At 44.0% G+C, this 15,213-nt stretch carries 14 protein-coding genes; 8 read left to right on the forward strand and 6 right to left on the reverse strand.

Annotated elements, in window-relative coordinates; all coding sequences use genetic code 11:
• Positions 1-33 precede the first annotated feature (33 nt).
• From ACYFDN_RS13450 to ACYFDN_RS13460, 3 genes are all read left to right on the forward strand, one after another.
• Positions 34-591, forward strand: a complete 558-nt coding sequence (locus ACYFDN_RS13450; protein ID WP_483511540.1) for a substrate-binding periplasmic protein — start codon at positions 34-36, stop codon at positions 589-591.
• 121 nt (positions 592-712) lie between these two features.
• Positions 713-1,588 (forward strand): bifunctional transcriptional activator/DNA repair enzyme AdaA, encoded by an 876-nt coding sequence (locus tag ACYFDN_RS13455; RefSeq protein ID WP_483511542.1) that lies wholly within the window; start codon positions 713-715, stop codon positions 1,586-1,588.
• Positions 1,589-1,596: 8 nt separating this feature from the next.
• The gene (locus ACYFDN_RS13460; protein WP_483511543.1) at positions 1,597-2,064 is read left to right on the forward strand and encodes a GNAT family N-acetyltransferase; all 468 of its coding nucleotides are present in this window, start codon (positions 1,597-1,599) and stop codon (positions 2,062-2,064) included.
• A gap of 57 nt (positions 2,065-2,121) precedes the next feature.
• Here the strand turns inward: ACYFDN_RS13460 and ACYFDN_RS13465 are convergent, their stop codons facing one another.
• Both ACYFDN_RS13465 and ACYFDN_RS13470 read right to left on the reverse strand, forming a co-directional pair.
• On the reverse strand, positions 2,122-2,328 hold the full coding sequence (locus ACYFDN_RS13465) for a cold-shock protein (protein ID WP_016401263.1): 207 nt from the start codon (positions 2,326-2,328) through the stop codon (positions 2,122-2,124).
• Between the two features lie 412 nt (positions 2,329-2,740).
• Positions 2,741-3,397 (reverse strand): tRNA-uridine aminocarboxypropyltransferase, encoded by a 657-nt coding sequence (locus ACYFDN_RS13470; protein ID WP_483511544.1) that lies wholly within the window; start codon positions 3,395-3,397, stop codon positions 2,741-2,743.
• 268 nt (positions 3,398-3,665) lie between these two features.
• Between ACYFDN_RS13470 and ACYFDN_RS13475 the strand changes: the two genes are divergently transcribed.
• Positions 3,666-4,778 carry a hypothetical protein gene (locus ACYFDN_RS13475; protein WP_483511545.1) on the forward strand — a complete coding sequence of 371 codons (1,113 nt, stop codon included), beginning with the start codon at positions 3,666-3,668 and terminating at the stop codon, positions 4,776-4,778.
• Positions 4,775-5,620, forward strand: a complete 846-nt coding sequence (locus ACYFDN_RS13480) for a hypothetical protein (protein WP_483511546.1) — start codon at positions 4,775-4,777, stop codon at positions 5,618-5,620. Before ACYFDN_RS13475 ends, ACYFDN_RS13480 begins: the two co-directional genes overlap by 4 nt.
• Before the next feature lie 236 nt (positions 5,621-5,856).
• Here ACYFDN_RS13480 and ACYFDN_RS13485 read toward each other — a convergent pair whose 3' ends face one another.
• Both ACYFDN_RS13485 and ACYFDN_RS13490 read right to left on the reverse strand, forming a co-directional pair.
• Positions 5,857-6,222 carry a hypothetical protein gene (locus ACYFDN_RS13485; RefSeq protein WP_483511547.1) on the reverse strand — a complete coding sequence of 122 codons (366 nt, stop codon included), beginning with the start codon at positions 6,220-6,222 and terminating at the stop codon, positions 5,857-5,859.
• Between the two features lie 173 nt (positions 6,223-6,395).
• Positions 6,396-8,006, reverse strand: coding sequence for a glycoside hydrolase family 43 protein (locus ACYFDN_RS13490; protein ID WP_483511549.1), 1,611 nt, complete (start codon positions 8,004-8,006; stop codon positions 6,396-6,398).
• Positions 8,007-8,097: 91 nt separating this feature from the next.
• Here ACYFDN_RS13490 and ACYFDN_RS13495 point away from each other — a divergent pair, with 91 nt between their 5' ends.
• Both ACYFDN_RS13495 and ACYFDN_RS13500 read left to right on the forward strand, forming a co-directional pair.
• Positions 8,098-8,973, forward strand: coding sequence for an AraC family transcriptional regulator (locus tag ACYFDN_RS13495; RefSeq protein WP_483511551.1), 876 nt, complete (start codon positions 8,098-8,100; stop codon positions 8,971-8,973).
• Positions 8,974-9,348: 375 nt separating this feature from the next.
• Positions 9,349-10,791 carry a DUF2867 domain-containing protein gene (locus ACYFDN_RS13500; RefSeq protein WP_483511553.1) on the forward strand — a complete coding sequence of 481 codons (1,443 nt, stop codon included), beginning with the start codon at positions 9,349-9,351 and terminating at the stop codon, positions 10,789-10,791.
• A 36-nt stretch (positions 10,792-10,827) separates the two neighbouring features.
• Here the strand turns inward: ACYFDN_RS13500 and ACYFDN_RS13505 are convergent, their stop codons facing one another.
• Positions 10,828-11,880 (reverse strand): aldo/keto reductase, encoded by a 1,053-nt coding sequence (locus tag ACYFDN_RS13505; protein ID WP_040307039.1) that lies wholly within the window; start codon positions 11,878-11,880, stop codon positions 10,828-10,830.
• A gap of 175 nt (positions 11,881-12,055) precedes the next feature.
• On the opposite strand from ACYFDN_RS13505, the gene ACYFDN_RS13510 reads away from it, so the two are divergent.
• Positions 12,056-14,422: a helicase-related protein gene (locus ACYFDN_RS13510; protein WP_483511555.1), complete on the forward strand. Its 2,367-nt coding sequence runs from the start codon at positions 12,056-12,058 to the stop codon at positions 14,420-14,422.
• A 71-nt stretch (positions 14,423-14,493) separates the two neighbouring features.
• Here ACYFDN_RS13510 and ACYFDN_RS13515 read toward each other — a convergent pair whose 3' ends face one another.
• Entirely contained in the window at positions 14,494-15,030 is a 537-nt protein-coding gene (locus ACYFDN_RS13515) for a cytochrome b (RefSeq protein ID WP_483511556.1), read from the reverse strand.
• Positions 15,031-15,213: the final 183 nt, after the last annotated feature.

The following is a 15,213-nucleotide window of genomic DNA, read 5'->3' on the forward strand; positions in this document are numbered from 1 at the left end:
TCGGTCTACAAAAAATTGGGTTTAAGCATAGAGGTGAACCTTTTACCGGCTAAACGAGCCCAGTTAGAAGCATCAAATGGCATGCTCGATGGTGAAGTGATGCGAATATGGAGTTATGGAGAGCAGAACCCGCAATTGGTTCGTGTGCCAACTCCTTATTATTCACTGAACACCACCGCGTTTTACTTAAGCGAACGAGCGCTAGCAATATCTACCTTGTCTGACTTAGAGCGATATAAACTGGTAGTAGTGAGAGGGGTTAAACATACTGCCGATGTTACTGCTAATCACAAGTATGTTGAGCAATTAAGTAGTACTGACAAACTCCTAAGCTTTGTTCACCGAGGGCGAGCAGATGTGGCACTCACTAATAAAGTTGATGGTTTAGTCGCTTCGAAGCGATTAAAACTTAACGAACATATCGCTTATTCGGCGCCGTTGGCGGTGTTTCCGCTCTATCATTATATTCATGAACGAGAGCGTCACTTAGTCGCGAAAGTGGATGAGGTGATTCAAGCGATGCTTAGGTCTGGCGAGTTAGCCCAAGTTATCGAACAAGCTGAACAACAGGTGCTGAATTCTGGCTACTAACCAAAAGGTGCTTTCTAATTTTACTGCTCAACATTTCCTAATCTCTTATTTTGCAATTATCGGGTCGAGCCTATGATTCAATTAGGTTAAAGTTGCGATTAAAGGCTAGTGAGGAAACGTTATGGAGCAAAGTCCATTGCAATCGCATCGAGAGTATCAGCAAATAAGCCAAGCAATGGCCTATTTAGTTGAACACCAACAGCAGCAACCAGAACTTAAAGATTTGGCCGAAGACATAGGGTTGAGCGAGTCTCACTTGCAGCGTTTATTTAGCCAATGGGCTGGGGTATCGCCAAAGCGCTTTTTGCAGTATCTCACCTTGCAAAAAGCGCGCGAGCAGTTGTTTGAATCACGCTCGGTATTAGAGCTTGCTTACGATGTTGGCTTATCAAGCGGTGCCCGTTTATACGACTTATTTGTAAACATTGAAGCGGTAACACCTGGTGAGGCTAAGGCTCAAGGTGAAGGTTTAACTATTCATTATGGTTGGGGAATCACGCCCTTTGGTTGTGCATTTATTGCGACTACGCATAGAGGGATTTGCCAGTTAAGTTTCTGTGAAGCAGAGCAGCAAATACCATTGGAAGAGCTCATCAAGGCGTGGCCTAAAGCCAAGTGTATTCATGATGATGATGCGATAAGGCCCTTGTTAACTCAGATATTTAGCCAAAAAGCGCCTCCCAAACAAGCTTTATCGTTATGGCTAAAAGGAACAAACTTTCAGTTGCAAGTGTGGCAAGCTTTGTTAAAAGTGCCTAGCGGCAATTTGTGTTCTTACCAGTTTTTGGCACAGCAAGTGAGCTCGGCCAATGCGACTCGCGCAGTTGCCAGCGCCGTCGCAAAAAATCCCATCGCATTTATCATCCCTTGTCACCGTGTTATTCGCAGTAGTGGTGCTTTGGGTGGTTATCGCTGGGGGCTAGATAGAAAACAATTAATGATGGGCCGCGAAGCGTTATTGGCTGAGCAAAGTAATCAATATGGGGAGAATGCATGAGGCCAGAGATGAATTTGCAGCCTTTTGCAGAACAATATGTAGCGCAGGTTTTGGCGCTACAAGTTGCTCCAGAGCAGCAAAATTACGTAAAAAATATCGCAGATATTTTACAACAACTGAGTGAGCAACAATCAGCACATGTGATGATGGTTGAAAAACAATTAGTCGGTTTTTTTGTGATTGATCAGCATTATCCATATCACCAAACTTTGCCACTGAACAAGGCTGTATTGTTGAGGTCATTTTTCATCGACCATCGTCACCAAGGAAGAGGTTATGGGTATCAAGCGGGTTTGCTGCTTAAGGATTATGTCTCTCGGTTACATTCAGGTTTTGAATTTTTATGCTTAACGGTCAATTGCCGCAATCACGCTGCGCAGGCTTTATATAAAAAGTGTGGATTTAAAGACAGTGAAGTATTGTATCGGGGAGGGCCAGCGGGGCCACAGCATATTTATACAATGAAGCTAAAGTAGGGCAGTAAAGAAATAGGAAGCATAACCTAATCCCAAGGTTATGCTTCTAGAAGTTGTTTATACAACCTCAACGTTGGCCGCTTGTGGGCCTTTTTGACCGTCTTCAACGTCAAATGCTACTTTCTGGCCTTCTTCAAGTGATTTAAAGCCATCTCCTAAAATTGCACGGAAGTGTACAAACACATCTGCGCCAGATTGTTGAGAAATGAAACCAAAACCTTTCTTTTCGTTAAACCACTTAACGGTACCAGTGCTCTTAGACATTATGTCTCCTGAAACAATTGAAATAATACTCTATATTTTTAAGTTTGCTTGCTCTGCAGGGCTTAGTAATTTTGTTCAAATTATGCGCTGTCTTATCAAGCGACAACATCATAACAACAACTAAAGGCCTAGGCATAGTGACAAAACGTGGCAAAAGCACTTTTGCTTGATAACGTTTTCAATGCGTGATGTATCTCACGAAAGTAGTAGTTTAATTCGCTGTTAAATTGAGTAAAAACTGGTGGTTAACACTAGGGGCCGTTCACCCTTGGTGGTTGAATTTTGTTCGAGGTGAAGTCGTTTAATGCATGGCAAGGAATGTACAGCCTAGCTACCTATTAAAGCCGCGAGCTTGTATTAAATACCCAACAAACTGCTGGATAAATCAGCTTAGAAGATCAAGCGACTCGAGTTAGCAGTTTCTACCTGCGAGGGTTTGCTGGGTAAATTGACTAAAACGCTGCGCAAGTTGTTTGCCATTGCTTGCTTCACCGCTCATCGCTAATAACTGAGCTGCTACTTCAGCGGTGGCCCATTGACCCTTTATTGGCCGAGAACGCAGCCCATAGCTGGAAGCTTGTTCAGGGTTAATTGAAATCACAGGAAACTTGTCTAACCAAGGACTTTGGTGAAACATTTTTCTGGCCTCGCGCCAGCTGCCATCGAGCATAATGAATAGCGGCTTTTGGCCTGCTTTAAGCTCTACCTTGTAATGAACTCTCTCTGGTTGGCTAAACGCGGCAGGGAATACCACATAGGGTTGCCATTGTTGTTGCTGGCAAAGTGCTAATAAATCTTCACAAGGTTCGGTTCGTTGCCAGATGAATGCGTAGGTGTCTGGGATTAGGTCCGCAATAAATCGGCCAGTATTACTGGGGCGCAAAACCTCCATGTTGTGCATGAGTAGCACAAAACCACAATCACTATCTTGTAAAATAGCTTGCTCACAAAAGCAGTGCTGCTGAGGCATTTGACAGGTTTGGCAACGCACTCGGCGTGCCCCTCGGCCTTTAAATTGGGTAGTGGCAGCAGCTTTGCGCTGAGCGTAGAGTTCTAGAAAGCGATTCACAAGCGATAGGGCGTAAGTAAAAGGAAGCAAGTATACGCTAAGCCTTAGCTCAACACGAACAAGCTAGTGGTAGTTGCCTGTTGTTTGCATTGGTAAATAAGCGGTACCTCCAAATGTTCCTGTTAAATGAATAGCTTTGATAGCGCTTTCATTCACATCTTTAATATTCATCTTGTATGATTATCAACGTTTAATCATGGGCTTATTGGCTTTGTTGAGCTTTTTGTTAAGGTTGCTTTGTTTAGTTTTGTTGTACAAGGAAGTAACTATGATTAAATCTCCCAGTTTGTTTTGGTGGGGAATTTTTACCGGGGTAATAGGCATGTTGTTTTATGCCAATTTTAGGGAGCCTCAAATACTGTTTGATGCGCTTCCGGCCTATCAGTGGATAAAGTTTTCTGCAAATCCCATTATGCTCCCTCGCTATGCCTCAGAGTGGTTCCCTAGTTTTCTGCACGTAGTGGGCATGAGCTTGTTCACCGCAGGTTTATTAGGAACTGAAGGAAAACGTTGGTTAGCAATACCTATATGTTGGTTAGCTGTTGATCTCGCTTTTGAGTTTGGCCAAGCTACTGAAACATTGGGGGTTTTAAGCTATGGCAATTTTGAATGGATGGACGTAGCAGCGCTTATTATGGCGACTATTTTCTCTACCATTTGGCTTTTTCAGCATAATCAAAAAGCAATTGTTAAGTCGAAGAAAAGCCAATTTGCTATCCCTCTTGCGGTAGTTGTTGGCAGTGGAATGATGCTAGGTAGCTACCAATCACCAACAGTTGATCAAAAGGCTAGATACATTTGTACTTACCCAGATCAAAGCGAAGCTATTTGCGCCATTGAGCCAATATACTTGGACTGGGAAAGCTTTAGAGGCGAGAAGCAAGTTAGCTTTAGCGCTGAAAATAGCAATGCCTTAACACAAGCTTATATCGATGCTGGCTCAAGGGTTGAAGAGTTTACGGGCTTAGAGAATTCCGGAAAAATCTATCTCTATCAGCACTACATGTTTATTATTTCTGAGCTGCGTGGTGTCTACATTTTCGATAATACCAATCGTGAAGCGCCAGTATATTTAGGCTTTGTTCATGTGCATGGTGCTTCTGATGTGCTAATTCACCAAGGCATGCTGGTTGTTGCTGCTTTAACGGATTTAGTTCTGATTGATTTTAATAATTTGAACAGCATTACTACTCAAGAGCTCGCCTTAAATTACCCCAACTATGATCGCTTGTCTCCTCAAGCCACCATATTTGCAAAGTTTAGTGACAGTTCTGAAGAGTATGAATCTGTGTACTTGGATTACGAAATTGGTTTGGTGATTGGTTATAAAAATGCCAATGGTAAATCCTTCTACTTTTGGCCATTAGAGGAGCTGCTATGAAAACGCTTATTAAAAGACTTAGTGTACCGATTGCAATAGTACTAATGGCAGCTTGTGATTCAGATTCAAGCTCAAGTGGTGGCACCGTAGTATATAGCGGAACTGGGCAGGTTGGCTCTCTTGCAGCTTTAGTTGAATTTCAAGGCGATCTTCATGCGATAGATATGAACCAAAAAGTTTCGATACTTCGCTCCGAAGAGTTTTTATCTGCTGATTATGTTGATAGTTATTCTTGGATAGCTGAAACCTTACACGTGTATGACGATAGCCATGTGATGGTCGGCCATTCAAGTGGTGTAGACATTTATCGCTCCACTGGTGGCCTAGATAATCCCGTTGAGTTTATCGCACAGCTTCGTCATTTAGTTGCCTATGATCCAGTCATCGCTCACGACGGAGTGGCTTATTACACCACCAGAGATGGTAGTAACGAAATCACCTTTATGGATGGAATATTTGTTGAAAATATTAGCGATATCCTAGCTTATGTTCCGCCAACTCAAGAAGAAATTGATGAAGGTGCCTCTAGTGTAAGACCTAACAGTGCATCAATGGCAGAGTACCGAGAGTTAGCCGAGCCCATTGGCTTAGCACTTCGAGAGGGGACGCTCTATGTTTGTGATGCTGCCGAAGGACTGGTTCCTTTAGTACTCGAGGCAAACCCTGAAGAATCAGCTGAATTTAGCCACGTACTTACTAGGCAAGCACTTAATGATGTATTTTCTTGTAAGGACGTGATAGCCACTGAGCAGGGATTAATGCTGGTAGGTGAGTCTGGAGTTATTCAACTCGATGTTAGCGATACCGGCCTGAGCTTAGTGAGTCAAATACCTACGATATAAAACGAACAGGCAAACAAAGCGCATAACTTTGCTTGCCTAATGACATCGAATAGTGGTCAGAAGCAGAACGCTTCAGGGTTAATTTCTGCGGGGATGGGTGAATCGATATTTGGTTCACTTTTCTAAGCGACTGTTGTCGGATTGTTAGGTTGTTGATGTCGACTCAATCGGTAGAGGCGATAAGAAGTAGATTAACCCTTAGTTGCCGTATTAGATCTAGTATCAAGCCAACTGCGTTAGCGAAACAAGAACTGCCTGGGGTAACCAAAGTAGCGGCGAATTTTGTAATGCTGGAACAATAAGGCTGTGGCAAGGTGCAATAAAGAAACAGCACCAAGGATGAATGCCATGCGTAACCAAGGTTGGTCATAGGCGCTGCGAACAACGTAGATTTCTGCGATGGTATTAATCCATTCGGCAGTGAGTAGCAACATGGCACACTGGTTTAGTCGTAAGCAAATTGGGTGGCGAATCAAAACACTACACAGTCCCATAATACATAGCGCAACGTAAATTTGCTGGTGAGCATGGTAGAAGTGGGCAGCACTAAGCAGAAAACAAATACAACAAGGGGCGAGAAACCAACGAATTGAAGATTGCATACTGTGCTGCTTAGTGGTTAAAAATGATGCAGCGAGTGTGGCAAGCTCTATAAAGCAAGATACTGATTTAAATCAAAATAACCGTTTTATACTTAGTTCAATGGTTGAAACTAAGAGTTAGATCGCACTAGCTAGTACTCTAAATAGCGCAATCTAACTGGGGTATTTTCAGACTAACTTAATGTTTGATAGTCGAAGTAATCAAAGTCGGCTTCAATCTGCTTACCTGTTAGGTCACTAGTAAATAAACCGACAAATGAGCCTGTGAAGCGAAACACATCGTTGCTGCCTTCATCTGATAAGTGAGTGGCATTTAAAGGCTCACCAATGGTTTGCCAAACTTTTTCGTCTAAAGAATAGCTAAATTGATACCACTGAGTACGTTGCTCTAGGCGCATGTAAACCCGTTTACTGCGGCCAATAATGATTTCGTCGGTGTATTCTTGGTACTTATCATCAATGTCGCCCACAACTTGAATGATTTGTTCGCCAGCATCGTTAGCTGAGGTTTTTAAAAAGTAGTGTCCGCCACGTGAGTAGTAAGCTACCAAACCTGCCATTTGCCGTGGTGAGCGGGGATCAAACTCTACAGCGGTTTCGCTGATACAGTTAAATGCGGTAACTCGCTGCGCCAACATGCTTTGGTTGTAGCGTGAGTACAAGTAGTCACGGCCTGCTAGGCGCAGATAACCCGGTCGCTTGCTTAAAGATATCCATGATTCTTCAAATGGGTCTTTTAGTGATTGGTATTTTACCGCTAAGGTGTTGCCATCAAAGTCATCACGGCTTGCTTCAACCGGCCAAGGTTGAGCTGCTAGTTTTGGCGCTTGGATCTCTAGTCTTGGGGTTGTACCGCCTACAACATATGGCCAGTTATCACGCCACTCTACGTTTTGTAATGCGGTCTCTCGACCTAAGGTACAGCGACCTTGGGCATATTTTGATGTCTCTTTAGGATTTTCTGGGTCGCTAATTGGGCGGCCACATAGGTGCGATAAATACCATTCGCCATTTTGGGTTTCTACTAAAAAGCCATGACCCGCACGTTGTAACTCGGCGTCATCTTGGTGGCGAGACGTTAGAATTGGGTTTTCTGGATGCAGCTCATAGGGGCCCCAAACATTTTTGGCGCGACAAACAGTGACTGCATGGTCGTATGATGTACCGCCTTCTGCAGTGATAAGATAATACCAGCCATCTTTTTTAAGAATTTGTGGCCCTTCAGTACAGCCCAGCTTGGTACCGCTAAATACTATTTTTTCTTCGCCAACTAGTTGGCCTAACTCGGCATCAAACTCTTGTAGAACAATGCCACCAAAAAAGTCAGTTTTTTTGCGGCCATCCCACACCATGTTTACCATGTATTTTTTGCCATCGTCATCATGAAACAGTGATGGGTCGAAGCCATAATTACCTATAGATACTGGTTTACTCCATGGGCCGCGAATGTCTTCGGCGCTTACCACATAGCTGGGAGTAGACATCCAAGTACCGCCACGACAAGAATGCACGTTAGAGAAACAGCACCAAAACTTGCCATCGGCATAACTTAATGCTGGCGCGTATACACCTTCGGAGTTATCCATGCCTCGCATATCTAGGTGGTCAACGGTGTTAAGTACATGGCCGATAATTCGCCAGTTCACTAGATCTTTAGAGTGGTGGAGCATGATGCCCGGAAACCATTCGAAAGTAGAGGTAGCAATGTAGTAATCGTCTTCAACGCGGATAATCGATGGATCGGGACGAAAACCAGTAAGAATAGGGTTAGTAATAGTAGCCATAGTTACTCCTAAAGTTTGTACTGGTAATTTATTGCTTTAAATTGTGCTTATATGTAAGTTATAGGCTTTAAAGTATAAAAATATTGCTATTATGGCTGCGCATCCTCTCAGTTTTGAAAACATCCACCTTCCTCAGGGAAAATCCTACTATTTGCGCCGTTTTCACATTATTGATGAACCTAGTTTAGAGATTCCAACTCACTTTCACATGTTGTGCGAGGTTATGTTGTTTAAAAAGATCAAAGGGCAGGTAGGGATCGACGGGCAATCAATAGAGTTAAACGATAATTCACTGGTATTTGTTCCTTCATTGGCGATGCACGAAATGGAGATGCAAGGTGAGGAGCGACAGTTTAGTCTGCTGCAGTTTCAGCGATATTTATATAGCGAGTTAGCCTTATTGGATGTGGCCTCTCAATTAGAGAAGCCTTTAGTGTTGCAACTTAATGACCAGCAAGCAGGGTACTTACATAGCCAGTTTGCTTGGTTAGAGAACGTAGATAACAACAATGATGGACGGAATTTGGCGCATAGCTTATTGCGCACATTATTTTTGTTTTTGGCCGGCCAGCAATCTCGTTGCCAATTTAGTACCGAAAAAAATGCTACCGTATTAAAAGAAAACAAAGGCTTGGCAAAAATCATCCCCTTGCTTCACCATCTAGAGAACCACCAAACTCTTAACTTAAGCTTGCAACAAGCCGCTGATATTTGTGGTATGTCGAGATACCATTTTTCACGGGTATTTAAGTCTTTGTTTGCCCAAAACTATAAAGATTATTTACTTAAACGAAAAATTAATACCGCAGTTGCTATGCTCAGCGACAGTAAACAAAGCATTACCCAAATAGCTTATGCTTGTGAGTTTTCCGATAGCGCTTATTTTTGTGCCAAGTTTAAGCAAGTAATGGGCATGTCACCGGGTCAGTTTCGCCAATCTACTCAAACTGTGTTGTCTTTTGGTTAAGTAAGGTTGAATAGCTAATCCGCTATAATTTTGGTGTGCATCAATAAGCATTAAACTGTTGCAAGTTGCAGCCTCCAAGTCTTGTTAGTTAACCTTCATAATCCAGCTAGAAAATACTGTTATTTTAGTTGCTTAGAAAAACTTCTCTTAAATTGTGAGAAAATTCAGCTAGGCTGTAGTTAACAAATTTATACCAATCACACTAAGTAAGGGATCAGAAATATCGCAGGAAAAATGCTCGAGAACAAGGCAGAATTTTTCGATAAGTAGTTATTCTACAATCAAAAATTCTAACGCAGTTATCGAGTATTTTAACCAGATAGAATGAACAGTTACTTAGTACGATTGGTATTAACAGTAGATTAGGGTTGTTTAATGCGAATACTGGTTATTGGAGCATTGGGTACTATTGGCCGAAAGCTGGTGCCGGCTTTGGTTGGTGCTGGTCATCATGTGAGTGTTAGTTCGCGCGATCCTAATAAACCAGCGCCTTGGCCAGAGTTAAGTTGTCCGCGCTTTACCTTAGATTTGCTGGAGCCTAGTAGCCTGCCAGATGCACTGGAAGACGTTGATCTTGTGTATTACCTAATGCATGGCATGAGCGATGGTCAGGCCCATAGCGAACTAGAAGCGATTGCCGCGAAAAACCTTGCAGATGCAGCAGCTGCGGCCGAGGTCCAGCGTATTATTTATATGGGCAGCTTAGTGTCGGTTAAACCCAAGTCTGAGCACATGCTTGCACGTATAGCGACTGGTGAAGCTTTGGCCTCAAGTGGCGTTGCAGTTACCGAGCTGCGCGCTGGCATTATTATTACACCGGGTTCAGCAGCTTTTGAGGTGATGCGCGACTTGGTGGGGCATATGCCTTTAGCATTTGTACCTAAAGCCATTGAGACTAAAGCGCCGCCAATAGCCTTGGAAAACGTGCTCCATTACTTGGTTAAACTCGCCAATATGCCAGAAACGGCCGGGATGGTATTAGATGCTGCAGGCCCAGAATGGTTAAGCTATCGACAGCTTATGTTACGCATAGCTAAGCATTTAAATAAGTCGATAAAAATTATGGTGCTACCAGGTCTTCCAATTAAGCTTGCTTGCACCGTTTTAGGTTTAATTACCTCTGTGCCACAAAGTTTGGCTAAGGCTTTAATTGCTGGATTAGCTGAGCAGCTAGAGGCAAAACCAGACGTGTTACGTGGCTTAATTCCTCAAAAATTAATGCCGATTGATGATGCCATTGCGCAGGTATTTGAAGAGGAGCAAGTACATACTTACCCTAAGCGCTGGCAAGATGGCGTGCCGACCTTCAGAAACTTTTCCTCATTGCATGGCTTTTATGCCAAAGCGGCAAAAAAAACCGTCACGGTGAATGCCTCTGCAGCAAATATCTGGCGAGTAATAAATCTACTAGGGGGTAAGCATCGTTACTTTTATTTCGATGTGCTGTGGGCTATGCGCGAATGGATGGATTTTGCTGTTGGAGGAAAAGGCAGAGAACACGGGCGCAGTGATTATCGAACGCTACGGGTAGGAGAGCGAGTCGATTCTTGGACCATCTTGAGTGTTGAAGAAGATGAATGTTTAGTAATGCGCTTTGGTATGAAAGCGCCCGGGGGCGGCGGTATGCAAATTAGTATCGAGCCTTTGAGTGAAAATAAACACCAACTGGAAGTGGCTTTGTATTGGCATCCGGCCGGTTTTTGGGGCCTAGTATATTGGTACTTTTTTGCGCCTTGGCATAGCTGGTTACTCTGGGGGATGACTAAAAACATGGCCAAGTTGGCAGAGCAAAATCAGCAAGCTGAAGAACAAAAGTAGTCCACCATTAATCACGACAAATGGTGGACTTAAACCCTAGTAAGGTGCTGGGTAGCGTTTAAATACTTCACCAATGTCGGCCATTGCCTTCTCACTTAAAGGCATAGCAAATGCGGCAATGTCTTCTTCTAACTGCTGCATGCTGGTGGCACCAATAATGGTAGAGCTCACTCCGTCTACTTGGTCACACCAAGCTAAGGCCAATTGCGCAGGCGTATAGCCATAATGGGCTGCTAAGTCGGCATAGGCTGCAACCGCTTGGTGTGCAAGTTCAGTATCACGGAAAATTCCGTTGCGTTGCATAAAGGTCCAGCGGCTGCCTTCTGGGCGAGCACCGTTGGCATATTTACCACTAAGCATCCCCCCTGCTAGCGGAGACCAAGGCAAATAAGCAATATCCTCTTGCACACAATTTTCAATTAAATAGGGCCAATCTTTAGCGTGTAACAAGCTAAACTCGTTTTGAATTGACACCATTCGCGGCAAGTTATGTTGTTCACTCAGCTTTAGGTAGGTATTAATACCCCATGGGGTATCATCAGATAAACCGCAGTGACGAATTTTTCCGGCTTCTACACAGCGTTGCAAACCTTGCAGAATATCTAGCATCTGCGCTTGATGGTCGGCTGCATCTATCGCGGTTGGTTGAATATGGTTCGGCCAGTGTTTACCAAAGTGTGGAGTGGAGCGATTAGGCCAGTGCAGTTGGTACAAATCAATATAGTCGGTTTGTAAACGCTTTAATGAGGCATCTACTGCTGCTACCACTTCTTCACCATTAATAGGGCCGCCATTACGAACCCAAGGCAAGCCAGCACCGGCAATTTTAGTCGCAATAATTACATCGTTACGTTTCTGCTTGTTGGCCGCAAGCCAATTGCCAATAATGGCTTCGGTTTTGCCGTAGGTATCTGGAGAAGGTGGAACGGCGTACATTTCTGCTGTATCAATAAAATTAACCCCTTGGCTTAGGGCGTAATCAATCTGTTGATTAGCGTCTTGCTGATTATTTTGTAGGCCCCAGGTCATACTGCCTAAGCACACTCGCGAAACTGATAAGTTACTGCTGCCAAGTTTAGAAAAATTCATGTTAGGTCCATTAATCGGGTTAGCGCACAAGCAGTTAGCTTAGGTGATGGCTAATTGTGAAAGCAAGTACAAATAATTCTTGATGGTAGATAAGCTGATTCACATGGCTAGTATTCGCGATAAAGTTTGCTTAAGGGTAATATGCCAACGTTTCAAATGAGCTATCGGATATTACGTGAGCAACTACAAACCCTCATCATTACCTATTGATTCCCTGCAAACGCGTTTTGTTGAGCAACTTGCTCATGATCATTTGGTGGTAGAAGCTGCCACTGGCTCAGGCAAGTCCACCCGTTTGCCGGTGTGGGCGGCTAACTTGGGTAAGGTGTTGGTGGTGCAACCACGGCGAATAGCTTGTGAGGCGTTATCCACTTATGTCTCTGAGCAGCTGGCTTTAAGCGGCTCGCCACATAAGGTGGGTTATTCAATTCGCTTCCACTCAAGCGTTAATGAAAATACTGATATTGCTTTTGTCACTCCCGGGATCGCCCTGCGTTGGTTAGCTGAAAATAAACTTGCTGATTATGCAGTGCTGATTATTGATGAATTTCATGAGCGCCGTTGGGATTCTGATTTGTTGTTAGCTTTAGCTAAGTCTTTACCGCTTAAAGTGGTGGTCACTTCTGCTACCTTGCAAGGCAATAAGTTGAGTGAATATTTGGCTGCGAAGGTGCTCAAAACTACTGGGAGGGAGTTCCCAGTTAGTGTGAGTTATGAAGCGCGAGAATCTCATCATCTACCAGATAGCCGACGAGTTACCGAATCAGTTAAGCAGGCTGTTGAGAAGGCTTTGCTAAAGGATGAGGGCGATATATTGGTGTTCTTGCCGGGCAGAGCAGAGATTCAAGCCTGTCAAGCTAGCTTGAATGGGCTTGATGCTGAGGTGTTGCCACTGCACGCAAGTATTAGCGCGCAAGAGCGTAAAACCCTATTAGACAACAGCAGCGAACAACGGATAAGGCGAGTTATTCTTGCAACAAACGTTGCCGAAACCAGTTTAACCATTCCTAGAATTACCAGTGTGATTGATTCTGGCCTAGAGCGGCGCACCAAGCAACGCGCCGGCAGAACGGTATTGAGTTTAGAGCGGGTGTCGCGTGCCAGTGCCGAGCAGCGACGCGGCCGAGCAGGGCGAGTATGTGCAGGCCATTGTTACCGTTTATGGGGGGAGTTTGCGCCGCTAGAAAGTGTAACGCCACCACAATTGCAGCGTGAAGAGTTGTTAGAGCCGATGCTATTTGCGGCAAGCTGTCATCACGCTTTAGCAAAGCTTCAATTTCTTGAAGCATTGCCTGAAAAGTCATTAAGCATTGCGAGTGTTCGGCTCAATCGAATGCAGGCTTTGCGCACCGAAGACTGTTTAAGTGAACATGGCCAACGCTTATTAAACTTACCAATTGACAGTTATTTTTCGCATCTGGTCAACCTTGTCCCCAAGGGGCCGGAGCGCGAGGCTATGCTCGACTTGGCTGCGGCCTTAAGTATTAATCGTAGCCTTTATCAAAAGCCAAAATCGGAACATGCTTTAAAAGTATTGAGCCAGTGGCAACCTTTACATTGTGATATGAGCATTACACTAGATCTGCTACGCGGGAAAACTTGGCCAGATGAACTAACGGTAAACCAAGACGCTTTAAGTCAAGCGCAGGAGTTAGCCGAGCAACTACGTTCAGTAATGGCTTTAGATGATCTTGCTTATGCAAAAAACTATAGCCGCGAAAAACTGCTAGAAGCCTTGTTAGTCGGGGCTAAAGAACTGGTATATGTGAGGCGAGAAAAGCGCACCAATGCGATGGGAAATGGAATTGCAGAGTTGCAAGTTGGCAGAGAAAGCTTATTTGATGATGCTCAATTGGCTGCAGTGGTGTTTGACCTCTACAGTTTACCCGGGCGAGGAGTAAAGCAGCTAAACAACATTGGTTTGTGCTTAGCGCCGGTGAGTGTAGATTTGTTAGCAAAACACCGCTTTGGCGAGCTACAAAGCAAAACCAGTGTTGCTGCTGATGGCTCTCAGCTCATGCAACGAGTGTATGCAGGCAGGGTGATAGGTAGTGAAAAAGTGGCCTTAAGTGCTGAAGACTATCGCCAAGCGCTGGCTAAGCGGATCCTCGCCAATCAACAGTCTGGCTTTAGCCAACTAGGTTGTATTCAAGATATTGCAGCTTGGAACTTATGGGTAAGCCTTGGTGAGAAACACGGCGGTGGAGCAGGTGACCAAGTAGATTCTCTAGAGTGGTTGAGTTCTCAATTGGCTTTATTAGGCGTAGAAAATGCCGAGGACTTTAGTTTAATCGAAGCTACAGATTTTGTCTTTGAGGGGATCCCCCAATGGCAACGCGAAGACTTTGAGCAACGTTACCCGCGACAGTTAGTTTTGGCAGACTTAAAACTGGATGTTGAGTATAAAGCAGGCTCAAAACAAGTGATTGTTCACTATGCTTCTGGCGGTCGTAAGGCGGGGCCTAAACGTTGGGAGCTGCCTACATGGGCAGGCTGGCGAGTGTTTTATGTTAAAGCAAGTAAGCGAGTGGCACTTACTTAGTGTGATTGGTATTAGTTGAAGCTCGCAGCAAGCTGTTTGGCTTAACTGCGAGTCGCTAATAAAGGTGTTTTCTATTTAGAGGTCATTCGTTTTAGCGTGTCGTCTTTTAGAATGAAGTGGTGATATAAAGCTGCGAGTACATGCACTGCAAGCACCACATAGAGAAGCTGGCCGCCGTAATGGTGAATAGCCGAGCCAATCTCGTTAAGCGATTCATTTTTTTCTGCAAAACCCGCTATCGTGAACAAGCCAAAAAATTTCACATCATGACCGCCAGACAAGGACATAATCAAGCCAGAAATAGGCATTGCTAACATCAGCAAATATAAAGCAATGTGGCCAAGATGTGCCATCTTAAGCTTTATCCCTTCGCCGATAGGAGCGGGTACTTTGCTTACGCGATGCCAAACAATTCGTAGTGCTATCGCTGCTATGGCAATTAAGCCTAAACCTTTATGAAGGTCATATAGTTCAAACTTCTCTGGCCCTCTAGGCAAGGTATCCATATAAAGTGCAATGGCAATTAAGCTTAAAATAAGTAGTGCCATCAACCAGTGAATGAGTTTACTGAAAAGTCCAAAGCGCTGCGGGCTATTTGTTAAGTTCATATGTTAAATACCATTACTTTAATTGTGGCTTAAGTTAGCAAATTATCTGTTTATGTAAACTATTTTTACGCTTCTTTACGAAGCCTTTGAAACTTGCCAAGGTATTGTTGATAAAACTTTTTTCTAACAAAAACCTTCCTAGTCACTGGGTTGCCAAGTTTGGCTATGCTAGCATGGCTTTAA

The organism is Agarivorans sp. D1326 (assembly GCF_056958115.1).

Bases quoted from the DNA above. Each gene is read 5' to 3' on its own strand.
- ACYFDN_RS13455 (WP_483511542.1), top strand. From the start codon at position 713: ATGGAGCAAAGTCCATTGCAATCGCATCGAGAGTATCAGCAAATAAGC.
- ACYFDN_RS13460 (WP_483511543.1), top strand. From the start codon at position 1,597: ATGAATTTGCAGCCTTTTGCAGAACAATATGTAGCGCAGGTTTTGGCG.
- ACYFDN_RS13465 (WP_016401263.1), bottom strand. From the start codon at position 2,328: ATGTCTAAGAGCACTGGTACCGTTAAGTGGTTTAACGAAAAGAAAGGT.
- ACYFDN_RS13475 (WP_483511545.1), top strand. From the start codon at position 3,666: ATGATTAAATCTCCCAGTTTGTTTTGGTGGGGAATTTTTACCGGGGTA.
- ACYFDN_RS13480 (WP_483511546.1), top strand. From the start codon at position 4,775: ATGAAAACGCTTATTAAAAGACTTAGTGTACCGATTGCAATAGTACTA.
- ACYFDN_RS13485 (WP_483511547.1), bottom strand. From the start codon at position 6,222: ATGCAATCTTCAATTCGTTGGTTTCTCGCCCCTTGTTGTATTTGTTTT.
- ACYFDN_RS13490 (WP_483511549.1), bottom strand. From the start codon at position 8,006: ATGGCTACTATTACTAACCCTATTCTTACTGGTTTTCGTCCCGATCCA.
- ACYFDN_RS13495 (WP_483511551.1), top strand. From the start codon at position 8,098: ATGGCTGCGCATCCTCTCAGTTTTGAAAACATCCACCTTCCTCAGGGA.
- ACYFDN_RS13500 (WP_483511553.1), top strand. From the start codon at position 9,349: ATGCGAATACTGGTTATTGGAGCATTGGGTACTATTGGCCGAAAGCTG.
- ACYFDN_RS13505 (WP_040307039.1), bottom strand. From the start codon at position 11,880: ATGAATTTTTCTAAACTTGGCAGCAGTAACTTATCAGTTTCGCGAGTG.
- ACYFDN_RS13515 (WP_483511556.1), bottom strand. From the start codon at position 15,030: ATGAACTTAACAAATAGCCCGCAGCGCTTTGGACTTTTCAGTAAACTC.